Genomic DNA, 24,069 nt, shown 5'->3' with positions numbered 1-24,069 from the left:
CGGCGGCAGTGTACCAAGCGGGGCTGTCTGCATCGGTCATGGTACACTGGCTTTTGCACCACTCGGACCTCCACCGATCGGGGGCGCTGCGGTAGCTTTCCGGACATCGGACGCGAATGGCGCCCGCAACTGGAAAGGCAAGGCCATGAAGATCATCGTGATCGGCGGAACCGGGCTCATCGGCTCGAAAGTCGTCAAGAAACTCAGCGATCAGGGGCATCAGGCGATCGCCGCGGTTCCTGCAACGGGCGTGAACGCGCTGACCGGTGAGGGATTGGCCGAAGCGCTGACCGGCGCCGACGTCGTTGTCGATCTCGCCAATTCGCCCGCGTTCGACGACAAGAGCGCGATCGATTTCTTCACCGCCGCGGGACAGAATATCGCCGCCGCCGAGCAGGCTGCGGGTGTGAAGCATCATATCGCGCTGTCGGTCGTCGGCACCGAGAAGCTCCAGGACAGCGGCTATTTCCGCGGCAAATATGCGCAGGAAGAACTGATCCGCGGCAGCGGCATTCCCTATACCATCGTCCATGCGACGCAGTTCATGGAGTTCCTGCGGGGCATCGGTCAGTCGGCGATCGTCGACGGCACGGTCCGCCTGCCGCACGCTTTCATTCAGCCTATCTCGGCCGAAGATGTTGCCGATGCGGTCACGGCCATCGCGCTGGCCGAACCCGCGAACCGCACGATCGAAATCGGCGGGCCGCAGAAATATCCGATGGACGAGATTGTCGCCAAAGTGCTCGCCTTCGATGGCGATCCGCATCCCGTCGTCGCCGATCCCGAGGCGCGCTACTTCAACGTCAAGCTTGACGCGGACTCGCTGATCCCCGGACCGGCTGCGAAACTCGGCGCCACGTCATTCGACTGGTGGCTCGCCAACGTCCCGCCGCCGCCCAAGAAATAATCCGTCATCAAAGGAGGAGGTTCGCCATGCTGAAGAGAAGCTGTCTCGGTCTCGCCATCGTCATGGGCATTCTTGCCGAGCTCAACGGGCTGTACATGCTCATATCACCCGCGAACTGGTATTTCGCGGTTCCCGGTGTGACGACGACCGGCCCGTTCAACCAACATTTCATCCGCGACATCGGGCTGATTTTCCTGTTCGTCGGCACGGCGTTCCTCGTCGGCAGCTTCCGCTCGCAATATCGCATATTGCTGTGGTCGACGGCGACGTTGTGGCTTGGCGGGCATGCGCTCTTCCATTTCTGGGAAGTGGCGGTCGGCATCTGTGGCCCCTCCGCGCTCGCCCGCGATTTCCCCGCGGTGACCTTCCCCGCGATCCTCGGCGCATTGCTCACCTTCTGGGCGATTTCCGACGCCCGGCAGATGCGCGGCACGTCCACCCTTTGACGCCCCGAACAAACCAAGGAGAAAAATTATGACCCCACGTATGAACATCTTTCAAGCCGCCCCCGATGCGATGAAGGCTATGCTCGCCGTCGAAGCCGCGGTCGAAGGCTCGGGCCTCGATCACACGCTCGTCGAACTGGTGAAGCTGCGCGCATCGCAAATCAACGGCTGCGCCTTTTGCATCCAGATGCACGTCAACGACGCCGTGAAGCATGGCGAGAGCCATATGCGTATTCATCTGCTCGACGCATGGCGGGAATCTCCGGGCTATAGCGAGCGCGAACGCGCGGCGCTGAACTGGACTGAAGTGTTGACCAATGTCGCGACGACAGGCGCGCCCGATGCCGATTATGAGCTGCTCAAGACGCAGTTCGACGACAAGGAAATCGCCTATCTCACGACGCTGATCGCGGCCATCAACTTCTGGAACACCGTCCAGATCGGCCTCCGCGCCGTGCCGAAGGTCGAGGACGTCGCGATCGCGGCCTGATCCCACACTACCGGACCGCCGGCAATGGCGTCGGCGGTCCCCTATTTCGAGGAACCGCACCGATGAAACTCTATTATGGCCCATGGGCCTGCAGCCTCGCTGCGCATATGGTCCTCCATGAAGTCGGCGAGCCTTTCGATAGCGAAAGCGTCAACCTCAAGACAAAGATCACCGCCACGGGCGCCGACTTCAACGACGTGACGGCCAAGGGCTATGTGCCCGCGCTTACGCTCGAAGACGGGGAGATCGTAACCGAGAATATCGCGGTGCTCGACTATCTCGCGGCGCGTTATCCGGATTTCGGTCTCGACGGGCTGATGGGTCGCACGCGGCTGCTTGAGCTGCTCGCCTATCTGTCGACCGAGATCCACAAGAGCTTCAAGCCCTTCTGGCATCACGGCACCGACGAGCAAAAGGCGGTCGCGAGCACCTACATCACCGCTCGGATGCGCTATCTCGCCGACACGATGCGCGGCGATTATCTTTGTGGGGACCGTCCGCGCGTTGCCGACTATTATGCGCTGGTGATGATGTTGTGGGCTGATCGGTTCGGTGTCGAGGTCCCGCCTGCGCTTGCGGCGCTCGGCGAACGGCTGAAGGCGCGTCCTGCGGTGCAGGCGACGCTCAAAGTCGAAGGCATCGTCTGAGCCGATGCCGACCCGCCCCTTCGACTTCCGTAACGCCGCAGGCGATCTCCTGTCGGGCCGACTGGAATATCCCGTCGGCCCCGTAAGGGCGTGGGCATTGTTCGCGCACTGCTTCACCTGCGGTAAGGATAACAAGGCGGCGGTGCGGATCGCGCGGCGGCTGGCGGGCGCGGGGATCGGGGTGCTGCGCTTCGACTTCACCGGGCTTGGCGCCAGCGAAGGCGATTTCGGCGCGACGGGATTCAGCTATAATGTCGGCGATCTCGTGAAAGCGGCCGAGGCGATGGGGGCCGAGGATATGGCGCCGATGCTGCTCGTCGGACATAGCCTCGGCGGCGCCGCAGTGATCGCTGCGGCTGGCTCGCTGCCTGGAGTGCGCGCCGTCGCGGTGATCGCGGCGCCGTTCGAAGTCGATCATGTGCTGAACCAGTTCGATCCCGACGCGCTCGCGCGGATCGAGCTGGAGGGGCATGGCATGGTGTCGATTGGCGGCCGGCCTTTTGCGGTCGGGCGCGAGCTCGTCGACAATCTGCGCGCGCAACAATTGGGCGCACAGCTCGCGACGCTCCGGCGCCCGCTGCTGCTGCTCCACTCGCCGGTCGACCAGACGGTCGGGATCGACAATGTGACGAGTCTCTATCTCGCAGCGAAGCATCCGAAGAGCTATATCTCGCTTGACGGTGCCGACCATCTTTTGACGAATGCCCGCGATGCCGATTTTGCCGCCGACATGATTGCGACATGGGCGCGCCGTTACCTGCCCGAACCGCTGTCGACGACGCTCAGCCCGTTCGATGCCGAGGCCGAGGAAACCGGGCTCGGGAAGTTTCAGTTGATGATGCGAGCGGGTAAGGCGAATTTCATCGCCGACGAGCCCGAAAGCCTCGGCGGGCTCGGGTCGGGACCGACGCCGTTCAACCTGCTGTCCGCGGCGCTCGCGGCTTGCACGACGATGACGTTGCGGCTTTATGCGGCGCGAAAGGGCTGGCCGGTCGAGCGTATCCGTACCGGCGTGCGCCACCGCAAGGAAGCGGGCGCCGAAAAGCCGGACATCTTCACCCGCGGCATCGAAATCGAAGGTCCGATCGACGCCGCACAGCGCGCCGAACTGATCGGTATTGCCGATCGCTGCCCCGTCCACCGCACGCTCGAAACCGGGTCGCGCTTCGACCCGATCGAGAGCAGCTGGAACGATGCTGAAGGCAAGCCGGCGCGCGACGAATCGTCATAACCCTGTCCGATCGGCCCGGTTCGGCTCAACCATATTGGTTGAGCCGAATGATCGTATCCTCGTCGACCATCGCTCCGAACCAGGTGATCAGCACCGAACGGAGCAGCACCTCGTTCGACGCCTCGGCAAAGAGGGTGAGCGAGGCGTGGAGCTTTTGCGCATCGGCGTCGCCAAACACGTCGCGCGCGCTACTCCGGACCAGTTTGAACAGCGTCTCGACGCATTCGCGGTAGCGATTGCCGATCGGCTGAAAGTCGAGATAGGCGCGCGCTTCGTCGAGCGTAGCGAGGGCATAGAGTTCGTCATCATTCCCTCGTGCGAGACGCGGGAATATGAAGTCCATATAGGGCGTACACATTGCGCCGCGGCGCAGCATGTCGATGGCATCGTCATAGCTGTCCGCCTGTACGGCGACGAAGCGCTGGAGATCATAATCGTCGGTCATCGCGCGTCACCCCGCGACGACGTCGGCATATTCGGGATGCCGGCGAAAGAAATCGACCATGAACTGGCAGCGCAATACCGCCTTGCGGCCTGTTTGGCGGAGCAGATGGAAGGCGCCCGTCGCGAGTTGAGTCGCGATACCCATGCCCCAGAATTCGGGCGGCACTTCGGTGTGGATCAACACGAGCCGTTCCTCGTCATCGACGCGATAATAGGCCGCGGCGGTCGAGCCGTCGGGCAAATCGAGTTCGAAGCGGCGCTGGTCGGTATTGTTGAAAACTTCGGCGTCCATGGTCGTTCACCTTGCTGGATTGGAGACAAGGACAGACTAGACCGCAGGTGGGGCTGCGACAGACCCAAGGGATGCGAATGGCATGATACTATCCGGTGCGCGAGAGCGCCGGGCGCACCTCGTCAGCCCAGCTCTCGGCAATTGCGGTGAGTTCGCGCCGCGCGCACCGCAGCGCATCGGCGCGTTCGAGTTCACGCGCGAATTGCAGCGGCTGGGCATCGACGAATTGCGGTTCTTCCACTCCGATAAAGCCGAACGCGGTGCGCAGCGATGGGGTCAGCATATCCATCCCCGCGAAGGGCGCGCCCGCGCGCAGGTCGACGCCGCGGGTCGTCAGAAACAAGGTCTTGCGTCCGCCGAGTTGGCCCAGGAAGCGGCCGTCGTCGGTCGCCTCATAGGTAAGGCCGCCGCGCACGATCGCGTCGATAAACGCTTTAAACGCGGCAGGCATCGTCCAATTGTGCATCGGCATCGCAAAGAGCAGCGCATCGGCGGCCAGCAGGCGTTGGCACAGGGCATCCGAGGGCGCGAGCACGGCGCGCATCGCATCGGTGCGATCTTCGGCAGGCATGTACGTCGCGCGAGTGAACAACTCGCTGATCTCTGGCGCGGGTTCGGCCGCGAGGTCGAGATAGTCGACCGTCAGCAACGGCAGGTTGCTGCGCAGCTGATCGACGAAGAAACGCGACAGGGTGCGCGATGAAGAGGTCGCGCCTTTCGGGCTTGAATCGACATGGAGCAGTTTCATCGTTTCCTCCTTCAGGCAGCGTGCGCGCGGGCAGGCGCGCGCGCGGCGGGATCTTCGATCAACGCGGTGAGTGCGGTGCACGCCTTGTCGATGACAGGCTTGGCCAGATTGGTCACGCAAAGGACAAGCCCTGGCTGCGCTTCGGCGGGCCGGGCGTGCCAGATCGATAGCGGGGCCGGCGCGATACCGAATTCGGGCGCCAGCTTGGCGAGCGCGACATCGTCGGCGCCTTTTGGTAGATGCGCGATGACCGCGAGACCAGCAAAACTCTCCACCGCGATGCTCTTGCCAAGCCGCGCGTGGAGATCGTTGCGGCGCTCGCGGTAAAGCGTCTTCATGTGGCGCAGGTGGCGAAGAAAATGGCCGTCGCCGAGGAAGCCGGTGAGCGCGAGTTGCGTTGTGACGTTGGGGGCGGGGTTCAGATAGCCCGCCACTTCGCCGAACCGCTGAGCGAGCGAAAGCGGCGCAACGACGAAGCCGAGGCCGAGGGTCGGGCTGATCGTCTTGCTGAAGGTGCCGATATGAATGACGCGGCCCGACGGATCCTCGGCAGCCATTGATGTCGCGGCGCGGCCGCCGAGTTGCAGTTCGCCCAGATAATCATCCTCAATGACCCACGCATCTTCGTGCGTTGCCCAGGCGAGCAGCGCGGCCCGGCGTTCGGGTGAAAGCGTGACACCGGTCGGCGCCTGCTGTCCTGGGGTGACGATCGCGAGAGCGGCATCGGGCGCGGCGCGGACGCCATGGTCGACGCGAATGCCCTTGCTGTCGACGGGGACGGGGACGGGTTTCAGACCGGCAATTTCCAGTGCGATGCGCGCGACGGGATAGCAGGGATCTTCGACCCAAGCCGTACGGCCATGCGCGCCGATTGCGAGCAACGTCAACGCAAGGCCATTCTTGTAACCGCTGGTCAGGATGATCTGATCGGGATGGCAGCAAATGCCGCGTGTGATCGCGAGGTTCGCGGCGATCTGAGCGCGCAGTTCCGGCTCGCCGCGCGGGTCGTTCGGGCTGAGCGGCGCCATCGCATTGTCGCGGCACGCGCGGGTGCGAAGCCGCGCCCAGATTTTGGCGGGGAAGGCGTCTTGTGCGGGAACGCCCATCTGGAAAGGGAGTGGCTTCAACGAAAAGCCCCGCTCGAGATCCTGAAGCGGGCGCGGGATGTCGATCTGCTGGATGGCGACCGGGCGCGGCGCCTGCCGCTCGGCGACGCGTGTCCCGGCGGCGCCGGCGGAGAAAACGAGGAACTCGTCGGTGAGCGCTTCATAAGCGGCTTTCACTGTCCCGCGTGAGACGCCGAGTTGCGCGGCGAGATCGAGCCAGGACGGGAGCCGCGTTCCGGGACGCAAACGCATGTCGAGAATGGCCGAGCGCAGTGTCGCGGTGATCTGCGCGGTGATCGGAGTTGCTTGCGATCGATCGATTGCGAAAGCGACGCGGCCGGGATCCCATGGTGCATTCATTTCGTCACCTCACGGTACTGTGAAAAACTCTCTGGATGACATGAAGATTATGTTCCCAGCGGTGGTGCTGTCGAGACGGGGGGCACCTATACGAAAGGTCAGGGTGCGAGCGCCGCACGTTTAGGAGGCAGCCTATTTCGCCTCCATTTCCGCTCGAACGCCGACGAATTGGTACATTCGTCTTGTCGCCTCTTGCGTCTAACGCCGCGCGCCTCGCGACCTATTCTGCCCGCATCATCCGGTCGCTCGGCGGCCGCAATGGAGGGCCGGAAAATGGACGATCTCAAGACCGCAGTGAGCCGTGAGAAGATTTTGCATGCGCTCTATGAAGCCGCCGAACTCGAACAGAATCTGATGTGCACTTACCTCTATGCCGCTTTCAGCCTGAAGGACGGCGAGGATGAGGGACTGAGTGCAGCGGAGGCCGAGGCAGTGACCCGCTGGCGGCGTGCGATCCTCGACGTTGCGATCGACGAAATGAGCCACCTCGTCGCGGTGTGGAACATCACCTCGGCGCTGGGCGGATCGCCGCGTTTCGGGCGGACGAACTTTCCGATAGCTCCTGGCTATCTGCCTGCGGGCATTGCGGTAAAGCTCGCGCCGTTCAGCGCAGCAGTAATTCAGCACTTCATCTTTCTTGAACGCCCCGACGCGTCCGCCGAGCCCGACGGCGAAGGCTTTGTCGTCGCCGATCCGGTACGCCGCATGGCGGAGGCGCCAAGACTTACACCTTCGGGCTTCGACTATGCGACGATCGGCGACTTTTATCTCCGGATCGAGAATGATCTGCGCGCGCTTGTCGACATGCTGGGCGAGAAAGCCGTTTTCTGCGGCGACCCGGCGCTGCAATATTCGTCTGACGAGGTGAACTTCGCCGGTGCCAAGGTGGTCAGTGATCTGGAGAGCGCGACAGCTGCGTTGATCGAGATCGTCGTCGAAGGCGAGGGCGCCCCCGAGCATCGCGAAAATTCGCATTTTCAGCGTTTTCTGAGCGTCCGTGACGAGATGGCGGTTCTATCGGCAGCTAATCCATCCTTTCATCCGGCGCATCCCGCCGCGATCAATCCGGTGCTCCGCAAACCGCCGCAGCCGGACGGGCATGTGTGGTTGGAGAATGCCGATGCGGTCGCGACGGTTGATCTTGCCAATGCGGTCTACGGGCTTGCGCTGCGGCTGCTCGCGGGCGCCTTCGCACTGCCGCGGCCGAACCCCGACAAGATGCTCTATATCGGCTGCGCAATCGGTCTGATGCACGCGCTGACTGCCGTGGCCGAGCGTGCGGCGCGGCTGCCCGCAGGGCCGTCGAACCCCGATTGCAATGCGGGGGTATCCTTCACCGCGCTGCGCGATGCCGCATCGCTGCCCCCGGGCGCAGGCGCGCGGCGCCTTTACATCGAACGTGCCGAAGAATTGGTGGCGGTCGCTGCGGCCATGGATCAATCGGACGCGCGCATCGGGCGGGCGCTTCGAATACTCCAGAAACAGGCAGAGCGGTTGAAGGCGGCCCCCGTCGCGGAGGCTTCGGAGCCTGCTCCGCCGTCACCCCCAGCAACGCCGGTCGCCGTTCCACCTTCCACCCAAACCAACGGCATCGAACGCGTCGAGGGGCGGGGGGGCACCGTCAAATTCGACGGCAAGCGCTGCATCCATAGCCGCGTCTGCGTCACGCAGGCTTCCGATAGTTTCCTGTCTGACGTCGAGGGGACGTGGATCATCCCCGACGCCACGGATACCGAGATATTGTGCGGCGTGATCCGCCAATGCCCGTCGGGCGCGCTGACCTATGAACGGCGCGACGGAAAGGCCGAGCCAACACCCCCGGTAAACCTGATCGCGCTACGCGAGAATGGCCCCTATGGCGTCCGTGCCGAACTGCTGCTCGACGGCGAACGCGCAGGTTTTCGTGCGGTGCTGTGCCGCTGCGGCGCATCGAAGAACAAGCCTTTCTGCGACAAGTCGCACAAATATACCGGCTTCGAGGCGACGGGTGAACCGCCGAGCAAGGATACGCCCAAGCTCGCGGCGCGCAATGGACCGCTCGCGATCGACCCCGAACTCGACGGGCCGCTGGTGGTAGCGGGCAATCTCGAAATCGTCAGCGGGACCGGACGTGCGGTCGCTTCGGTCCAGAAGGCGCGCCTCTGTCGCTGCGGCGGCAGCGCGAACAAGCCCTTCTGCGACAACACGCACCGCAAGATCGGCTTTCGCAGCAACTGATGCTCTCCCCAGAAGAAAGGCAGAATATGAAAAGTCTCGATGGAAAAGTCGCGGTCATTACCGGCGGCAATAGCGGTATCGGCCTTGCGACCGCAAAGCTCTTTGCCGACGAAGGCGCGCAGGTTGTCATCACCGGGCGCCGCAAGGATGTGGTCGATGCGGCGGTTGAAGCCATTGGTCCCACGGCGGCTGGAATTCGGGGCGATGTCGCCGATCCGGCGCACCACGCCAATGTCGCCGAATTGGTCCGCGACCGGTTCGGCCATGCGGACATCTATGTTGCGAACGCCGGAGTGAACACGATCAGCCTGTCGCAACAGGTGTCGGAAGCCGAATATGACGCGCAATTCGCGATCAACGCGCGCGGTACGTTTTTCGGCGTACAAAAGATCGCGCCACTGCTCCGCGACGATGCCTCGATCATATTGGTTGGATCGCTCGCGAGCGACAAGGTGCTTGAGGGGCATGCCGTCTATGCGGGCACGAAGGCGGCGATCAACGCGTTCGCGCGAAGCTGGGCGATCGAGTTCAGGGCGCGCGGCATTCGCGTGAATATGCTGAGCCCCGGGCCCACCGAAACGGCGATCCTCGAAAAGCTGGGTGTCGAACCCGAAAATCGCGACGCCTTTGTCGCGATGATGGCAGATGCGATCCCGCTCGGGCGCCTCGGCCGACCCGACGAATTGGCGCGTGCCGCGCTGTTTCTTGCGTCGAGCGCGAGCAGCTTTGTGACAGGCATCAACCTGCGCGTTGATGGCGGTATGGCGCTTCTCTGAGCCGACTTCACGACTGGGCAAGGATCGCGCCTTACCCCGTAAAAGCGGCAGTTGTGCATTATTCGGGCGCATGGCATGAGCTGCGCGCGAGAGATTGGCCGGCGTCTCTCGATACAGGATTTCGCTCAACGCACGTCCCAGGGGCCCAGTCATGACCAGCAATGTCGTTACCGAAGACGCGCCGTTCGTCCTGATCGTCGATGATGATATCGAAGTGCGGACGGCGATCGGCGAGTTGATGGAATCGGTCGGGATCGAGGCCGCAACCTATGGATCGACGCGCGAGCTGCTCGACACGCCGCTGCCCGACCGCGCGGGCTGCCTGATCCTCGACGTGCGGATGCCTGGGTTGAGCGGGCTCGACCTGCAGCAGCAGCTTGCGGCAGCAGGGGTAACGAAGCCGATCGTCTTTCTGACCGGGCACGGCGACATCCCGATGTCGGTGCAGGCGATGAAGGCCGGTGCGATCGATTTCCTGACCAAGCCCGTGCGCGATCAGACGTTGCTCGATGCCGTGGTTGCGGGGATCGAGCAGGACAAGGCGCAGCGCGCCAGCTCGCGCGTCGTCCAGTTTCACGTCGATCGTTATGCGACGCTGACACCACGTGAAAGCCAGGTGATGCGCGAAGTCGCGCGCGGCCGCCTCAACAAACAGATCGCCTATGATCTGGGAATCAGCGAAATCACCGTGAAGCTTCACCGCAGCAATGTGATGAAGAAGATGCAGGCGGCTTCGGTCGGCGAACTGATCCGCGCGTGGGAGAAATTGCCCGCGCAATTGCGCGAAACCGGCGCAGCCTAGACCTTGGTATGGTTACAATGGTTTGCAACCTCGACGAAAAGGGCGGCGTTGACCTTCGAGGTTGTTTGATGAAGGGCCAAGCCGCTTGCCCAAAATTCCCCTTGTCGCGGTCGTGGACGATGACGAAGCCGTTCGCGAAGCGCTGTGTGATCTGTTGATGGTGTCGGGTCTCGCCTGTCGCATCTTTGAAAATGCGTCGGCTTTCCTGGGCGACGCGACCGTGCGCGATTGCGACTGCCTGATCACTGATGTCCGGATGCCGGGTATGAGCGGGGTCGAGTTGCTGGAAAAGCTTCGCAGCGATCGTTCGGATATTCCGGTCGTCGTGCTGACGTCGGTCGTCGACGATCATCTGCGCGTCCGCGCGGATGCTTTGGGCGCGCTCGCATGGTTGCAAAAGCCGGTGAGCGAAGACGTGCTGCTCGGCCATCTGAAATCGGCGCTCGGCGATCGTTTCGTCTGGCCGGACGAACCCGGGACATGAGCGCCGGCGCGGGCCGCGAGCCCGACATTGCCGATCTCGCGTCCGAAAGCGTCATTATCTTCGATACGGCGGGGCGCATCACCTATTGGAACCCCGCGTCCGAGGCGCTCTATGGCTGGCCGGCAATGGCGATGGTCGGTCGCGGGATCGATCATCTGTCCGACCGCACAGTCGACGAGGGTGAGCATTGGCGCCTGCTGTTACAGGAGGGCAATTGGCAGGGTCTGGTGAGCCGTCGTACTCCGGCGGCGACGCAGGTGGCCGCCGATGTGCGCCAATATGTCCGCTTCAATCCCGACGGCACCGCGCGCGACGTCGTCGAATATGGCCGCCGCTCGCAAAATGACGCGGTGCAGGGCAGCGACTGGCATATTCCCGACCGGTTGATGGCGGCAAGCTGGGAAATGGATGTGACCGATGCGTTGCCGCTCATCGCATCGATCCATTCGCAAACATCCACCACCGCCGATCCCGCCATGCTGACGACGCTTGGGCTGGAATTTGTCCAGGCGATGCGCGTCGTCAATGTCAACGAGCGTGCCGCGCGGTTGGTCGGCGGCAATCGCGGCCCCGAGTTGATGATCGGCCAGTCGGTCGCGGCCTTCTGGCCGATCGAAGCACGCGTTCCGCTTGCCGAACTGGTCATCGAGGCGGTGACGGCGAACCAGCCGGACATCAGCTATCGCCGCCAGCTGCCATCTGACGGCATATTGCGCGATCCGATCATGACCGTCTGGCTTCCGTCGGGCGACGGACCGGCCAACCGCGTCTTCGTCACTGCGAATGGCACCGCCGATGACGATCGATCCTATCTCTATCTGCGTGCCAGCGAGGCGCGTTATCGCAAGCTGGTCCAATATATGCCGATGGCGATGTGGCAGGTCGATGCCAGCCATATGGGCAAGATCTACGCCGACATTCGCGGGAAGGGCGTCGAAGATTTCGACGCCTATCTGGCTGAGCATCCCGACCTGCTTGAGCTCGGGGCAAAATCTGTGCCCGTCACCGACGTCAATCGCAGCGCGGTGGAATTGTTCGGCGCGCGCAACCGCCACGACCTGATGCAGAATGTCGGTTATCTGTTCAAAGCGACCCCCGACGCGCTGCGCAAGGTGATGATCGGCCGGTTCAACGGTCAGCAGAACTGGAGCGACCTGATCAAGGTCGAGACGCTCGACGGCCGCATCCTCGACGTCCAGTTTTCGGTGACCTATCCCAAGCCCCCTGCCGAACTCGACGTTACCATCTTTGGCATGGTCGATGTGACCGAGCGTATTCAGATGGAAACCGAACTGCGCCAATTGCAGGCCGATTACACGCATGCTGCACGCATATCGACGCTCGGCGAACTGACGACATCGATTGCGCATGAGGTCAATCAGCCGCTCGCGGCGATCGTCACCAATGCCGAGACGAGCCTGCGCTGGCTGACGCGCGACGAGCCGAATGTCGAGAAGGTCAAGGAACTGACGGCGCGGATCGCCGCAAGCGCACGGCGCGCGAATGACATCGTCCAGCGTATTCGCGGCATGGCCGCGAAGCGTGAGCCCGAGCGCGTCGCGCTCGACCTCGACGAAGTCGCGCAGGAGGCGTTGATGTTCGTGCGCGACGAGGTCGAGCGGCGGGCCATCCGGATTGCGACCGATTTTGCCAAAGATCTGCCCAAGGCGATGGGCGACCGCGTCCAGTTGCAGCAGGTGCTCGTCAATCTGATCGTCAACAGTGTGCAGGCGCTCGAGGCGCAAACGCAGGGCGAGCGCGAGATCAGTCTGGCGACGAGCCGCGACGTCGACGGCAAGATCGTCCTGACGCTCCGCGACACCGGACCGGGGATGGCGGAAGATCATATCGACCGCGTTTTCGAGGGCTTCTTCACGACAAAGGACACTGGCATGGGGATCGGCCTCGCCATCTGCCAGTCAATCATCGCCGAGCATGGCGGATCGATTTCAGCGTCAAATCACCCTGACGGTGGCGCACAATTCCGCTTCGCCATCCCGGCGCAAGGCGTCGACCGGTAACGGAAGACGGCCCGTGAGCCGCCTTCCGTCGCGCTTCCTATTTTGCCGCGAACGTCCGGCGCAGGAAATCGACCGCTTGCATCACGGCGCCGCGCGCGGCGGGCGTGGTCGCGATCGGATTCAGCATCATGAAATCATGGATCGTGCCGTTGTACCGCGTCGAGATGACCTTCAGGCCCGCGGCTGCCAGCTTGCGGCCATAGGCTTCGCCCTCGTCGCGAAGCACATCATTTTCATCGACGATCAACAAGGCCGGTGGCAGGCCCTGCAATTCTTCGATCGACGCGTTGAGGGGTGAGGCGAGGCTATCGCCGCGGCGGCTGGTGTCGGGGAGATATTGGTCCCAATACCAAGCCATCGCCTTGGCGGTCAGCCAGGGGCCGTCGGCAAATTCGCGGTATGACGCGGTCGACATCGACGCGTCGGTGACCGGGTAGAAGAGCAATTGCGCGTCAAAGGCGGGGCCGCCGCGCGCCTTTGCCATTAACGTGACCGCCGCAGCCATATTGCCGCCGACGCTGTCGCCCGCGATCACGAGGCGCGCCGGATCGGCGCCGAACTCGGCCGGATGATCGGCGACATGGCGCGCGACCGCATAGGCCTGTTCGATAGCGTTCGGAAACTGGCTCTCGGGAGCGCGGTCATAGTCGACGAAGATCAGAACTGCATCGGCGCCGGCGGCAAGTTGACGGACCAACCGGTCGTGCGTCTGCTTATCGCCCAAGACCCAGCCGCCGCCATGGATATAGATGATCGCGGGAAGGGGAGCCGATGAACCCGCCGGCCGGACGATACGGATGCTGGTTGCGCCTGCCGGGCCGACCGAAACCATGCGGTCTTCGCTGTCGACCGCGGGCAGCTCGGGCGCGACCGATGTCTGGACTGCCGAGAGGACGTCGCGCGCGTCGGCGGGGGACAGAGTATAGATCGGCGGTCCGTCGGGCAGGCTATCGAGGAATGCCTGCGTTGCAGGTTCGAGCGGTGAAATGGGCGGCGTGGCTTTGACCATGGCTTGTTCCTTTCGAGAGCGAATGGGCTTTCACCCGAACCGCTGAGTGCCAGTGCGGGAGGCGTCTCCGCTATTGTCCCGAGGCACGCGGCGCGTTGGCGAATAATCGAGCCGGCCCTATGCTTTGGCAGAGGGTGGATGAGCCCCTTGCGCGCACGGCTGCATACTTTGGCCCAATAGGCCGCCGGGTCGCGATCCGGCATCTCCTTAAGGGCAGGATGTTCCAGCAAGGAGAATGACGATGTATCGTTCGGTTCGTACCGCCGCCCTCGCCGCGTTGATGATGTCGGGCGCCATTCCGGCGCAGGCAGCAGAAGATGAAGCCAAGCCCACGGTGATCCTCGTCCACGGCGCCTTCGCAGATTCCTCAGGCTGGAACGCTGTGATCGCGACGCTCGAGAAGGACGGCTATCCGGTCATTGCCGCCGCGAACCCGCTGCGCAGCGTCGCGGGCGATGCCGAAAGCGTCGCGGCGGTGGTGCGCTCGGTCCCCGGCAAGGTCGTGCTGGTAGGGCACAGCTATGGCGGCGTCGTCATTACCGAGGCCGCCAAGGATAACCCCAACGTCAAGGCACTCGTCTATGTCGCAGGCTTCGTTCCGGAAACGGGCGAGTCCGCATTGACGCTTTCGGCGAAGTTTCCGGGCAGCACGCTTGGTGCGGCTCTGTTGCCGGTGAAGCTGCCGGGCGGCGGCACCGATCTCTACATTCAGCCCGGAAAATTCCACGACCAGTTCGCCGCCGATCTGCCAAAGCTGCAGACGGCGCTGATGGCTGCGACGCAGCGTCCCGTTACCCTGGAAGCGCTGAGCGAACTGTCGCGTTATGCGGCGTGGAAGAGCCTGCCGAGCTATGTCATTTATGGCTCGGGCGATCGTAATATCCCCGCTGCGGCAATGCGTTTCATGGCCGAGCGTGCGCACTCGCGAAAAACCGTTGCTGTCGAAAATGGCTCGCACGCCCTGATGGTGTCGCATCCCGCCGAAGTTGCCGCCCTGATTGAAGATGCGGCAACTTCGCCCTGACGATGAGCAATCCTTTGCAAGACAACATCCTAAAGGGCGTCAAAGGCGTCGATCATTTACAAGGCAACCGGCGATCTACGTGCCGTCCAAATTCTGCTCGGTCACACCAAGATTGAAAATATAGTACGATACTTGGGCGTCGATGTTGAAGATGCGTTGACCCCCGGCGCAGTGGAGCGCCCGACATTGAGGTCCGCTTTATGAGGCGGTGTGACGGGTCAGGATATCGGTGAGGGCGTCCGACAAATCGTCGCCCGTCAGCGGCTTCTCGATGAGCGTCGCGCCGAGCGCCGCAGCGGACGCGCGAACGCTGCGGTCAGGATGCGTCACGAGCAGAATGGCCGGCGACGCGTTTCCGTCCGCGCGGAGGCTGGCAAGCCATGCCAGTCCGTCGCTGCGAAAACCCTGGTCGATGATCAGGCACATGGGGCTCGTGGGGCGTTCGGTGTTACCGCGAACGTCAAACCCCTCGAGTGTCAGCGAAAACCGGAGTGCGGAAAGAAGGGCCGGATCGCTCGCGAAGAGTATCACAGGGCGATCCATGTCCTTCCTCCCTTCCTCGGCTCTGCGGTCAGGCGGCCTTCTTCCAGTTGGGTTCGAGCGTCACATGCGGCGGGCACTCGGCCACCGGACCGACAGGCAAGCCGGCGAGCTCGTTCGCGAAGCCGTGATTGACGTCTCGGTGGTGCGCCTCGTCGGCGCGGACCACCAGGACGACATCGCGCAGCGTCGCATCGGCGGGCAAGCCCCAATAGTCTTTCGCGATTTTCGGGGCAGGCACATTGGGGCTGCGGCCTTCGTCGATCTCGGCAAGATAATGCGTATAGCTGATCACCGCCTCTTCCTCGAAATAGCCCACGACGCGGTGCGCCGTCTTGGAACTGATCAGGTAGAGCGCGAAGAAGCAGATATAGAACACCCATTGCACGCCGATGATTACGGCCCGTTCGAAGAGCGTCGGCTTGGAAATCTCGATGAAGGTCATCAGGTGCATGCGCTCATTCTCGGCTTCGTCCATGAGCGTCTTGATCCAGCCCTTGTCGTCGCACATGCGGCGTAGGCAGGCGAGATGGTTGATTGTCGCCCCCACCATCCCCGGAACCGCAGCGACCGTTTCCAAGACGACAGCGCGGTGTCCGTAACGCTCGGCGAAAAAGGTGTCGGCGCACCAGCGCAGGACCTTGGTGAAGCCATATGCGACGCGATCGGACAGACCCTTGGGGTTGTGATGAACGCTGAGATCGATGAAAGGTGCAGTCATGGGAACATCTCCGTTCCGGCGGCAGGGGTAGGGATGCCGTCGATGGGGACGAAATAGGCCGGAACGAGGAGCGCGAAAATTTGGATGATGTCCCTACCGTATCTCCCCTAAGGGATTTACCGGAGGTCCGCCGCGCGCGCCTGACGAGCCGCTTCCTCCCACGCCTGCCGGTGCTGGCTGCCTTCGGCATCGCGCTGCTTTTCGTCGCGGCGGGGATGGCGGTCCGCCTCCTTTTCGCAGCCGATCTTGGCCAGCGCGCGACTTTCATTTTTTTTGTGCCGGGGGTCGTCGTCGCGGGCGCACTTTCGGGACTGCGTGCGGGCACGCTCGCGGCGCTGGCTGGCGCGTTGGCAGGCCTGTGGTGCGACAGCCGCATCGGACCTGTCGAAGGCGCCAGCCTGATCGCCGCCGGATCCTTCTTTGTGATTTCGCTCGCAATCTCGCTGGGTGGAGAGTGGTTCCAGCATGCCCGTGTCGAAACCGAGGAGGGCGCCGCGGCGCTGGCGGGGCGCGAGGCCCACTTGCGTTCGATCCTCGAAACCGTTCCCGACGCCGTGGTCGTGATCGACGAGGCGGGGACGATCCGCGATTTCAGTCCGGCGGCCGAACGGATGTTTGGCTGGCGGGCCGAGGAGGCGGTGGGCAGGAATGTCCGGACGCTGATGCCCGAGCCCTATCGCGCCGCGCATGACGCGTATCTCGATCGCTATTACCAAACGGGCGAGAAGCGGATCATCGGCAGCGGGCGGGTCGTCGTTGGCGAACGCCGAGACGGATCGACCTTCCCGATCGAATTGTCGGTCGGGGAGATGCAGGCTGGCGGCGAGCGCTTCTTCACCGGCTTCATTCGCGACCTCACCGAACGCCAGCAGGCCGAGGCGCGATTGCAGGAACTTCAGAACGAACTGGTCCATGTTTCTCGCCTTACCAGTCTGGGCGAGATGGCATCGGCGCTGGCGCATGAGATCAATCAGCCGCTGTCGGCGATCGCCAACTATCTGAAGGGGAGCAGGATCCTTCTTGCGCGTGAGGAGGTTCCGCACGACCGTCTGGCCGAAGCGGTGGAAAGAGCGGCGGCGGAAGCGCTGCGCGCGGGCGACATCATTCGGCGGCTACGCGATTTCGTGGCGCGCGGCGAGACCGAGCGCGCGATCGAAAGCCTGCCCAAACTGGTCGAGGAGGCGAGCGCGCTTGCGCTGGTGGGGGCCCGCGAACATGATATCCGCATTCGCTTCGCCTTCGACCCAGCTGTTGATCTGGTGTTCGTGGACAAGGTGCAGATACAGCAGGTGGTACTGAACCTGGTCCGCAACGCGGTCGACGCCCTTGCCGAAACAGCGGCCGGGGACCGCGAGCTGATAATCGCGATCGAGGCCCATGGCGACATGGCCCGGGTCATCGTCACCGACAATGGCCCGGGCATTGCCCCCGCTGTCGCGGCGCAATTGTTTCAACCCTTCATTACCACGAAACGCACCGGTATGGGCGTGGGCTTGTCAATCTCACGCACCATCGTCGAAGCGCATGGCGGGAAGATCCGGGTCGATCCGGCCCCCGGCGGCGGCGGCGCGCAGTTCAGCTTCACCGTATCGAGGATGGGCCAAGAGGAGTTATATGATGGCGAGTGATCCGATCGTCTATGTGATCGACGACGATGACGGCGCGCGCGGTTCGCTCGAATTCCTTCTCGATTGTGCCGAAATTCGCGTCCGGGGTTTTGCGTCCGCCGATTCATTTCTGAAAGCATCGCCGCCCCTCGAAGGCGCCTGCGTCGTGACCGACGTGCGGATGCCTGGCACCAGCGGGATCGAGCTGGTTGAGGCGCTGAAGGCGCGGGGCGCGGCTGTTCCGGTGATTGTGATTACCGGCCACGCTGACGTTCCGCTTGCCATACAGGCCATGAAGGCGGGTGTTGCCGACTTTATCGAGAAGCCGTTCGACGATGAGGTCATGCTGAGCGCCATCCGGCGGGCGCTGACGCAACAGGCCGGGAGCGAAAGTGCGCGAGCCGAGCGGCAGGCGATCCTCGACCGGATGGGCGCGCTTTCGGCGCGCGAGCGCGAAGTCGTCGAGGGCCTTGTTGCCGGCAAGGCGAACAAGGCCATTGCCTTCGATCTTTCGATCAGCGCGCGGACGGTCGAGGTCTACCGCGCGAACGCGATGATGAAGATGCAAGCGAAGACGCTATCGGACCTCGTCCGGATGGCGACGATCGTTCAGTTCGATACGCCGCGGTAACCAGCGGCTAATTCCTCGGCTGATTTAGATAAAAATGCACCTGAAATCATATATTTGCGTGGCGATCTGCCGCCAGTTGGGACGGAAGTTCATGGTAAACGCGGGGCATCCGGAGATTTTCCTGAAATCGTTGCTGTGTGTTGAAAGCGCTGCGTCTGTCCCGGCCTCATTCCTCATGCCCTCGCTGAGCCCGCTTCCCGCGGCAGCGAGTATTCGCATGCCCCGCACAGATATCAGGCGTGAGCGGCCTGCGCCGTGGCCGGAGCCGGCTCTTTTTCCGGACATGACTGGCGCGCCAGAAAGATGATGGCGTCGACCAGACGCTCGGCTTCGTCCGCGGTCGGCGGGGATGCCCGTGCGGCGACATGGTGCATGATGCTGCCGATCAGCGTGTGGAACGCGAAGGCGATCGCTTCGTCGCTGGCCCCCGGCGCGAGTTGGCGAAGCGGTTCGAAATAATGCGGCGCCACCAGCCGGCCATGCGCCCGGACCGCCTCGAACACAGTCGTGTCCGACCGCGATGCCGCCATGATCTGGATGAAGGCGACGCCGCGATCACCCTTATACATGTGAATGCAATTGCGGACGTGGGTCATCAGCTTCTCGCGCGCCGACATGGCGGGATCCAGCACCGGCTCGAAGGAGAGGGCGGTCTCGTCGAAAAGGTCGAGGATCAGCGCGCCCTTCGACGAAAAGCGGCGGTAGAGAGTCGACCGGCTGCAGCCCACCTGTTGGGCAATCGCCTCGAAGGTCAGCGCGGTGCATCCGACTTGCGCGATCAGTGCCCAGGTGGCCTGTCTAATTTTGGAATCGACCTCCGCGCTGCGCGGACGGCCCCGTTCTTTCGTCGCCTGCTGCCCTTCGATCATGTTCATCCCCCTAGGCATATCTTGTGATCATTTGCGCAAAATTGTCACATAATATCGATACGTGCACGTCTCGTAATTATACCACAGCGGGAGCAGCAACCTCAACCACAGGCGGATAAAGATTTACGCGCCCCGGCAAAGCCCTCGATAAAGAGGCGGAGAGGCCGGGCGCCTCCACCAATCATCCACGCATTCATCAAGCATGACGGAGAAGTGTGACGCTTCTCCGATCGTCGGCGCTTGACCGCAGAACATCGAAGGGGTCGTCCATGAAAACACGTCATATCCTTGCAGCAGTTTCTTCGCTCCCGGCCTTGTGCTGGGGCTCGCTTGCCCATGGCCAGGATATTCCCGCCAGCAGCGACAGCGTACAGGAAGAAGGCAGCGAAATTGTCGTCAGCGGCTATCGGCTGCAGAATCAGCGGGCGGTCGCCGCGAAGCGCAATGCCGAGACAATATCGGAATTCGTGACGGCGGACGATGCGGGGCAGAATCCCGACTATAATATCGCCGACGCATTGCGCCGGGTGCCGGGCGTATCGGCGGTGTTCGACGAGGATGAGGGCCGCTATGTCGCCGTCCGGGGCCTCAACCCCGATTATTCGATGGTCACCTTCAACGGCCTGCAGCTCGCGTCCAGCGACCAGAACAGCCGCCGCGTGCTGATCGAGCAGGTGCCGGCGAGCGCCGTTGCGCGGATGCAGGTGGTGAAGGCGCTGACGCCCGCTTATGACGGCAATGCGATCGGCGGCCTCGTCGATCTTCAGACGCGCAGCGCCTTCGACAGCGCCGACACCTATTTCTCCGCGCAGGCGCTGGTCGGCTATTATGACAGCAACGCCGTACCGGGCAAAGCCAAGCCATCGTTCCGCACCGATGCGACGTTGACCACCCGCTTTGGTGCGGACGATGCGTTCGGAATCATGCTGACCGGCAGCTATATGGAGCGCACCCGCGATCAGGAACGCCTGATCATCTCCAGCAACAGATATTTCACCGCGCCCGGCGCCCCCGCGACCGATCCGTTGACACAGGCGGTGACCAGCGTGCCCAATGGCGGGCTGTTCCTGAACTATGCGCTGACCTCGAAGCGTTGGGGCGGCGCCGGGACGCTGGAATATCGGCCCGGTAACGGCCTGCGCGCATCGCTTTACTATGGCCGATACACGCAGGATGACGATGAAACCCGCTATATGGTCAACCTGACGCCGACCGCGACGCCGGTGATAACGGGACCGGACACGGGTACGGTCGACACCGCCAGCGTCACCGTCAACACCAGCCAGTTCGTCATCTCCAAGCCCGTGGATACCGCGCAGGCACGAGTGGAATGGGAAGGCGACCGGACGAAGATCGACGTCAGCGCGTCCTATTCCCAGTCGCGCTGGGACGAGATCGGGCCGGGCATGAATTTTGCGAGCGGCTCGCGGCCCGAGCTGGGCTATAGCTATGACACAAAGGGCGTGCCGCGTTTCACGTTCAACGACCCCGCCTATTTCTCCGATCCCCGCCGCTACAGCTTCGCCTCGGCCAGCAGTTCCGATTTCAACGTCCGCGAACGGGTGAAGGCGCTGAAGGGCGATTTCCGGCGGCAGCTGGGCGAAGGCATCTGGCATATCGGCGCCGGCGCCTCGTACAAGAGCGCCGATCGCACCGTCGATCGGGAAGCGCCCGCGTGGAGCAGCGCAACGCCCGGCCTGACGCTGGACCGGTTCGCGCGGCCCGAAAGCTATACGCCCCCGTCGGGCACGGCGCCTTTCCCGATGGTCGATCGCGAAGCGTTCTGGGACTATCTGTACGGCACGCCGGGCGCGTTCGTTCAGGCTCCGCGCGGCAATGGCGGCCTGTCCGGCGACTATCGGTTCAAGGAAGATGTCGCGGCCGTCTATGCGATGGTCGAGGCGCGCGGCGATCGCTTCCATCTTATCGCCGGGGGCCGGTATGAAGATACCGACGTCAACGTCGATCGCTATGCGGTCGTGAACGGCGCCATCACGCCCTTGCATGACAAAAATGGTTATGGCGACTTCCTGCCGTCGGCGGTCGTCTCTTATGACGTCACGCCAGAGCTGAAGCTGCGCGCCGCCTATAGCAAGGCGTTGGGGCGCCCCAACCAGACCGATCTGGCGGGCGGCGAAACGCGTACCGAAACGGCCGGTCTGGTCACCATCTCCCGCCCCAACCCGGAACTCAAGCCACGCCGGGCGGACAATTTCGACCTGTCGGCGGAATATTATTTCCCCGGCAACAACGGGCTGATCTCTGCCGGCGTCTTCCACAAGCAGATCAAGGACGAGATTTTCCGCGGCACGTCCCAGATCGTCGAGGGGCCGCTGACCTATATGATTTCCGAGCCGCAGAATCTGGAAAGCGCCAAGCTGACGGGTCTGGAATTCAATCTGGTGATGAACAGCCTGCCGTTCCTGCCGCCCGCGCTGTCGGGGCTGGGTCTGTCGGTCAACTACACCTATATCCATACCGACGCGGCGATCGTCATGAACGACGGCACCCGCCGTTCGGTCGATCAGCTCATCGACCAGCCAAAGCATATGCTGAACACCTCGGTCTTCTACAAGGATCGCTGGTTCGAAGGACGGGTCAGCTATTCGCGTCCGGGAAAATCCTATCAATCGATCAGCACTGCCTCGCCGGTGCAGGATCTGGTCTATGAGCCTTTCAATCAACTCGATGCGCAGGTTCGCATCAAGCTGACCGATCAGCTCCAGTTCGTCGCCGAAGGCCGCAACCTGCTCGGCGAGAGCCGCGACACGCGCTATGCCATCCACGATGAAGTGCGCGAGATCAACGCGCATGGCCGGGGTTTCTGGGCCGGCATCTCGTTCAGCTATTGATGGTTCGAAGGGAGCGGTCCGCACGGGGCCGCTCCCATTCTTTTCGCCGGTATATCCGGATCACCGATGGAGTCCCCATGTTCCGAATGATCCCCGCTGCCTTGCTGGCGGCGCTCGCCCCGATCCCTGCGGTCGCGGCCGAACCCCAGGCGCCGACACCGCCCGGCGCCGTTCAGCAGAAGCCGTCGCGCGCGCAGATGCTGGTTCAGCGGCTGCGCGATCCGAACGGCCCTGCCATGATTGTCGCGCATCGCGGCTGTCATGTCGAAGCGCCTGAAAACTCGCTCGCGTCCTTCCGCCGATGCATGTTCATGGGCATCGACATGGTCGAAACCGACGTGCAACTCACCAAGGATGGCGTGCTGGTGCTGATGCACGACGCGACCGTCGATCGCACCACCAACGGCAGCGGGCGTGTCGCCGACATGACCCTCGCGCAGATCCGGCAGCTGCGCCTCAGGATGGGAAGAGGCGGGGCCGATGCGGTCGTGACGGACGAGCGGGTCCCGACCTTCGAGGAAGCGATGGAGGCGATGCGCGGCGAGATACTGGTCGATCTGGACGCCAAGGGGCCGGATCTGGAACAGGTCTGGGCGCAGTCGCTGCCGCTTCTGGAGCGGATGGGCGTGCTCGACCAGATGACCGTCAAGATGACCTCCGGCCGCGACGATCGCCTGATGGACCGCGTGCCGCTGTTGAAACGGGTGACTTATCTGCAACGCGTGACAAGCTTTGGCCCGCCCCTGTCGCAGGTCGTGAAGAGCCACGGCCAATATAAGCCGGCGGCCTATACCGTCGTTTTCGTCAATCTTCCTTACTTCGAGGAAGGTGTCGAGGCGATCCGCGCAAGCGGCGCACGCGCCTGGGCGGAACCCTTTTGGGGCGCGACCGCCGGCGGTTATTCCGACACGCTGGCCATGCAGGATCCCGATGCCAATTGGGGACGCCTGATCAGGGCGGGCGCGACGGTATTTCTGACCGACCGGCCCGAATCCCTCGCTTTCTATCTCGCCGGCAAGGGGCTTCGTCCTTTCGGCAAATGATGTGCCTTGCCGCGCGCTGATGTGCGGGCGGCAGAGCGCCCCGGCGAGCGGTTCGCCGGGGCGCTCTGTCGAGGTTCCTGATCTGGTGCGACGTGGACGATGGGCCGGATGATCCGGTTCAACAGATCATCGCCCCGCGCCGACGCGCGGCGGTATCCGTTAGTCCGCTTGCGGCTCCTTCTCGATCACGGTCAGGTCGAGCATTTCGGCGTTATAGCCATAGCCGATTTCAACCCAGATCGTCTTGCCCGGCCGCTGGATCAGATATTGGCGGAAACGATAAGGCCAGGGATCGTAGAGGTCCTTCACGAACCGGGGCTCATTCTCCTGAATCATGGTGCGCGCCGCAGCGGGCATGCTGCCGTCAAACATGCGCTTTCCGCCAAGGGCCGCAATCTGCCGGTCGAAACGGCTGAGCAGCAGGGTCTCGTTCCAGACGCTCCCGTCGACGAAGATGTCGGCATGGAAATAGGGGCCCTCCACAATCTCCAGCTTGCCGCCGGGGAAGAGATATTTCTGTTCGAATTCCAGCCCCGTCTGGTTGCGCAAGGCATAGCCATCGGGCGCGCTGAGATAGGGGAACTCGCCCAGATCCTGCGCGGGCTGCGGCGCGGCGGCGGCGGGCGCGGTCTGGGCCAAGGCGGGCGTGAGGGGAGAGAGCAGAGCGCAGGCGAGGAGGAAGGAGGATTTGGTCATGAGGGTCCGTGTCGAAAGGCCAAAGATATGCTGCCCCCTCTAGGTCGCGGCCATGTCATTTTTGTGCATCCCGCCGTCACAAGCCGGCGCGGCGTCGTTCATGCCG

General features: G+C 63.2%; 24 protein-coding genes. 15 read left to right on the top strand and 9 right to left on the bottom strand.

Going from position 1 to position 24,069, the window contains the following annotated elements:
* Positions 1-145: 145 nt before the first annotated feature.
* The 5 genes from ACSYDV_RS04305 (at position 146) to ACSYDV_RS04285 (ending at position 3,721) form a co-directional block, all read left to right on the top strand.
* A complete protein-coding gene (locus ACSYDV_RS04305; protein WP_438322503.1) occupies positions 146-907 on the top strand; it encodes an SDR family oxidoreductase in 762 nt (253 codons plus the stop codon).
* A gap of 26 nt (positions 908-933) precedes the next feature.
* Positions 934-1,353 (top strand): hypothetical protein, encoded by a 420-nt coding sequence (locus ACSYDV_RS04300; RefSeq protein WP_438322502.1) that lies wholly within the window; start codon positions 934-936, stop codon positions 1,351-1,353.
* Positions 1,354-1,381: 28 nt separating this feature from the next.
* Complete coding sequence (locus ACSYDV_RS04295; RefSeq protein WP_438322501.1) at positions 1,382-1,843, top strand: carboxymuconolactone decarboxylase family protein; 462 nt, start codon at positions 1,382-1,384, stop codon at positions 1,841-1,843.
* Between the two features lie 62 nt (positions 1,844-1,905).
* A complete protein-coding gene (locus ACSYDV_RS04290) occupies positions 1,906-2,490 on the top strand; it encodes a glutathione S-transferase family protein (protein ID WP_438322500.1) in 585 nt (194 codons plus the stop codon).
* 4 nt (positions 2,491-2,494) lie between these two features.
* Complete coding sequence (locus ACSYDV_RS04285; RefSeq protein ID WP_438322499.1) at positions 2,495-3,721, top strand: bifunctional alpha/beta hydrolase/OsmC family protein; 1,227 nt, start codon at positions 2,495-2,497, stop codon at positions 3,719-3,721.
* Between the two features lie 25 nt (positions 3,722-3,746).
* Here the strand turns inward: ACSYDV_RS04285 and ACSYDV_RS04280 are convergent, their stop codons facing one another.
* The 4 genes from ACSYDV_RS04280 to pdxR form a co-directional block, all read right to left on the bottom strand.
* Positions 3,747-4,166 (bottom strand): DUF1810 family protein, encoded by a 420-nt coding sequence (locus ACSYDV_RS04280; protein WP_438322498.1) that lies wholly within the window; start codon positions 4,164-4,166, stop codon positions 3,747-3,749.
* 6 nt (positions 4,167-4,172) lie between these two features.
* Positions 4,173-4,457: a GNAT family N-acetyltransferase gene (locus ACSYDV_RS04275; protein ID WP_438322497.1), complete on the bottom strand. Its 285-nt coding sequence runs from the start codon at positions 4,455-4,457 to the stop codon at positions 4,173-4,175.
* 88 nt (positions 4,458-4,545) lie between these two features.
* Positions 4,546-5,205: an FMN-dependent NADH-azoreductase gene (locus ACSYDV_RS04270; protein ID WP_438322496.1), complete on the bottom strand. Its 660-nt coding sequence runs from the start codon at positions 5,203-5,205 to the stop codon at positions 4,546-4,548.
* 11 nt (positions 5,206-5,216) lie between these two features.
* Positions 5,217-6,671, bottom strand: coding sequence for a MocR-like pyridoxine biosynthesis transcription factor PdxR (gene pdxR, locus ACSYDV_RS04265; protein WP_438322495.1), 1,455 nt, complete (start codon positions 6,669-6,671; stop codon positions 5,217-5,219).
* Between the two features lie 273 nt (positions 6,672-6,944).
* Between pdxR and ACSYDV_RS04260 the strand changes: the two genes are divergently transcribed.
* From ACSYDV_RS04260 to ACSYDV_RS04240, 5 genes are all read left to right on the top strand, one after another.
* Complete coding sequence (locus ACSYDV_RS04260) at positions 6,945-8,888, top strand: ferritin-like domain-containing protein (RefSeq protein ID WP_438322494.1); 1,944 nt, start codon at positions 6,945-6,947, stop codon at positions 8,886-8,888.
* A 26-nt stretch (positions 8,889-8,914) separates the two neighbouring features.
* On the top strand, positions 8,915-9,664 hold the full coding sequence (locus ACSYDV_RS04255) for an SDR family NAD(P)-dependent oxidoreductase (RefSeq protein WP_438322493.1): 750 nt from the start codon (positions 8,915-8,917) through the stop codon (positions 9,662-9,664).
* Between the two features lie 151 nt (positions 9,665-9,815).
* Positions 9,816-10,466: a response regulator transcription factor gene (locus ACSYDV_RS04250; protein ID WP_438322492.1), complete on the top strand. Its 651-nt coding sequence runs from the start codon at positions 9,816-9,818 to the stop codon at positions 10,464-10,466.
* An 85-nt stretch (positions 10,467-10,551) separates the two neighbouring features.
* The gene (locus tag ACSYDV_RS04245; protein ID WP_438322491.1) at positions 10,552-10,950 is read left to right on the top strand and encodes a response regulator; all 399 of its coding nucleotides are present in this window, start codon (positions 10,552-10,554) and stop codon (positions 10,948-10,950) included.
* A complete protein-coding gene (locus ACSYDV_RS04240; protein ID WP_438322490.1) occupies positions 10,947-12,971 on the top strand; it encodes an ATP-binding protein in 2,025 nt (674 codons plus the stop codon). The genes ACSYDV_RS04245 and ACSYDV_RS04240 overlap by 4 nt, the downstream gene beginning before the upstream one ends.
* A gap of 37 nt (positions 12,972-13,008) precedes the next feature.
* Here ACSYDV_RS04240 and ACSYDV_RS04235 read toward each other — a convergent pair whose 3' ends face one another.
* The gene (locus tag ACSYDV_RS04235) at positions 13,009-13,980 is read right to left on the bottom strand and encodes an alpha/beta hydrolase (RefSeq protein WP_438322489.1); all 972 of its coding nucleotides are present in this window, start codon (positions 13,978-13,980) and stop codon (positions 13,009-13,011) included.
* A 241-nt stretch (positions 13,981-14,221) separates the two neighbouring features.
* Between ACSYDV_RS04235 and ACSYDV_RS04230 the strand changes: the two genes are divergently transcribed.
* The gene (locus ACSYDV_RS04230) at positions 14,222-15,004 is read left to right on the top strand and encodes an alpha/beta fold hydrolase (RefSeq protein ID WP_438322488.1); all 783 of its coding nucleotides are present in this window, start codon (positions 14,222-14,224) and stop codon (positions 15,002-15,004) included.
* A gap of 198 nt (positions 15,005-15,202) precedes the next feature.
* On the opposite strand, the gene ACSYDV_RS04225 is transcribed toward ACSYDV_RS04230, so the two are convergent.
* Both ACSYDV_RS04225 and ACSYDV_RS04220 read right to left on the bottom strand, forming a co-directional pair.
* Positions 15,203-15,547 carry a DNA-binding transcriptional response regulator gene (locus tag ACSYDV_RS04225; protein WP_438322487.1) on the bottom strand — a complete coding sequence of 115 codons (345 nt, stop codon included), beginning with the start codon at positions 15,545-15,547 and terminating at the stop codon, positions 15,203-15,205.
* Positions 15,548-15,575: 28 nt separating this feature from the next.
* Positions 15,576-16,265, bottom strand: a complete 690-nt coding sequence (locus ACSYDV_RS04220; protein ID WP_438322486.1) for an alternative oxidase — start codon at positions 16,263-16,265, stop codon at positions 15,576-15,578.
* 80 nt (positions 16,266-16,345) lie between these two features.
* Here ACSYDV_RS04220 and ACSYDV_RS04215 point away from each other — a divergent pair, with 80 nt between their 5' ends.
* The gene (locus tag ACSYDV_RS04215) at positions 16,346-17,893 is read left to right on the top strand and encodes a two-component system sensor histidine kinase NtrB (protein ID WP_438322485.1); all 1,548 of its coding nucleotides are present in this window, start codon (positions 16,346-16,348) and stop codon (positions 17,891-17,893) included.
* Entirely contained in the window at positions 17,883-18,503 is a 621-nt protein-coding gene (fixJ, locus tag ACSYDV_RS04210) for a response regulator FixJ (RefSeq protein WP_438322484.1), read from the top strand. The genes ACSYDV_RS04215 and fixJ overlap by 11 nt, the downstream gene beginning before the upstream one ends.
* 233 nt (positions 18,504-18,736) lie before the next feature.
* On the opposite strand, the gene ACSYDV_RS04205 is transcribed toward fixJ, so the two are convergent.
* Complete coding sequence (locus tag ACSYDV_RS04205; protein ID WP_438322483.1) at positions 18,737-19,372, bottom strand: TetR/AcrR family transcriptional regulator; 636 nt, start codon at positions 19,370-19,372, stop codon at positions 18,737-18,739.
* 269 nt (positions 19,373-19,641) lie between these two features.
* On the opposite strand from ACSYDV_RS04205, the gene ACSYDV_RS04200 reads away from it, so the two are divergent.
* Positions 19,642-22,224, top strand: a complete 2,583-nt coding sequence (locus ACSYDV_RS04200; RefSeq protein WP_438322482.1) for a TonB-dependent receptor — start codon at positions 19,642-19,644, stop codon at positions 22,222-22,224.
* Between the two features lie 77 nt (positions 22,225-22,301).
* Complete coding sequence (locus ACSYDV_RS04195; protein WP_438322481.1) at positions 22,302-23,267, top strand: glycerophosphodiester phosphodiesterase family protein; 966 nt, start codon at positions 22,302-22,304, stop codon at positions 23,265-23,267.
* Between the two features lie 159 nt (positions 23,268-23,426).
* Here ACSYDV_RS04195 and ACSYDV_RS04190 read toward each other — a convergent pair whose 3' ends face one another.
* On the bottom strand, positions 23,427-23,963 hold the full coding sequence (locus tag ACSYDV_RS04190) for a hypothetical protein (protein WP_438322480.1): 537 nt from the start codon (positions 23,961-23,963) through the stop codon (positions 23,427-23,429).
* Between the last annotated feature and the right edge of the window lie 106 nt (positions 23,964-24,069).

The organism is Sphingopyxis selenitireducens, from assembly GCF_051550705.1.
GTDB lineage: Bacteria > Pseudomonadota > Alphaproteobacteria > Sphingomonadales > Sphingomonadaceae > Sphingopyxis.
The sequence above is the reverse complement of the archived record's forward strand: the minus strand, read 5'-3'. Positions and strand labels throughout refer to the sequence as shown.

Excerpts from the sequence above, each read along its gene's own strand:
- ACSYDV_RS04240 (WP_438322490.1), top strand. The coding sequence starts at position 10,947 with ATGAGCGCCGGCGCGGGCCGCGAGCCCGACATTGCCGATCTCGCGTCC.
- ACSYDV_RS04290 (WP_438322500.1), top strand. The coding sequence starts at position 1,906 with ATGAAACTCTATTATGGCCCATGGGCCTGCAGCCTCGCTGCGCATATG.
- ACSYDV_RS04305 (WP_438322503.1), top strand. The coding sequence starts at position 146 with ATGAAGATCATCGTGATCGGCGGAACCGGGCTCATCGGCTCGAAAGTC.
- ACSYDV_RS04195 (WP_438322481.1), top strand. The coding sequence starts at position 22,302 with ATGTTCCGAATGATCCCCGCTGCCTTGCTGGCGGCGCTCGCCCCGATC.
- ACSYDV_RS04300 (WP_438322502.1), top strand. The coding sequence starts at position 934 with ATGCTGAAGAGAAGCTGTCTCGGTCTCGCCATCGTCATGGGCATTCTT.
- ACSYDV_RS04285 (WP_438322499.1), top strand. The coding sequence starts at position 2,495 with ATGCCGACCCGCCCCTTCGACTTCCGTAACGCCGCAGGCGATCTCCTG.
- ACSYDV_RS04295 (WP_438322501.1), top strand. The coding sequence starts at position 1,382 with ATGACCCCACGTATGAACATCTTTCAAGCCGCCCCCGATGCGATGAAG.
- ACSYDV_RS04190 (WP_438322480.1), bottom strand. The coding sequence starts at position 23,963 with ATGACCAAATCCTCCTTCCTCCTCGCCTGCGCTCTGCTCTCTCCCCTC.
- ACSYDV_RS04205 (WP_438322483.1), bottom strand. The coding sequence starts at position 19,372 with ATGATCGAAGGGCAGCAGGCGACGAAAGAACGGGGCCGTCCGCGCAGC.
- ACSYDV_RS04235 (WP_438322489.1), bottom strand. The coding sequence starts at position 13,980 with ATGGTCAAAGCCACGCCGCCCATTTCACCGCTCGAACCTGCAACGCAG.
- ACSYDV_RS04225 (WP_438322487.1), bottom strand. The coding sequence starts at position 15,547 with ATGGATCGCCCTGTGATACTCTTCGCGAGCGATCCGGCCCTTCTTTCC.
- pdxR (WP_438322495.1), bottom strand. The coding sequence starts at position 6,671 with ATGAATGCACCATGGGATCCCGGCCGCGTCGCTTTCGCAATCGATCGA.
- ACSYDV_RS04230 (WP_438322488.1), top strand. The coding sequence starts at position 14,222 with ATGTATCGTTCGGTTCGTACCGCCGCCCTCGCCGCGTTGATGATGTCG.
- ACSYDV_RS04200 (WP_438322482.1), top strand. The coding sequence starts at position 19,642 with ATGAAAACACGTCATATCCTTGCAGCAGTTTCTTCGCTCCCGGCCTTG.
- ACSYDV_RS04255 (WP_438322493.1), top strand. The coding sequence starts at position 8,915 with ATGAAAAGTCTCGATGGAAAAGTCGCGGTCATTACCGGCGGCAATAGC.
- ACSYDV_RS04280 (WP_438322498.1), bottom strand. The coding sequence starts at position 4,166 with ATGACCGACGATTATGATCTCCAGCGCTTCGTCGCCGTACAGGCGGAC.
- fixJ (WP_438322484.1), top strand. The coding sequence starts at position 17,883 with ATGGCGAGTGATCCGATCGTCTATGTGATCGACGACGATGACGGCGCG.
- ACSYDV_RS04250 (WP_438322492.1), top strand. The coding sequence starts at position 9,816 with ATGACCAGCAATGTCGTTACCGAAGACGCGCCGTTCGTCCTGATCGTC.
- ACSYDV_RS04275 (WP_438322497.1), bottom strand. The coding sequence starts at position 4,457 with ATGGACGCCGAAGTTTTCAACAATACCGACCAGCGCCGCTTCGAACTC.
- ACSYDV_RS04260 (WP_438322494.1), top strand. The coding sequence starts at position 6,945 with ATGGACGATCTCAAGACCGCAGTGAGCCGTGAGAAGATTTTGCATGCG.
- ACSYDV_RS04270 (WP_438322496.1), bottom strand. The coding sequence starts at position 5,205 with ATGAAACTGCTCCATGTCGATTCAAGCCCGAAAGGCGCGACCTCTTCA.
- ACSYDV_RS04220 (WP_438322486.1), bottom strand. The coding sequence starts at position 16,265 with ATGACTGCACCTTTCATCGATCTCAGCGTTCATCACAACCCCAAGGGT.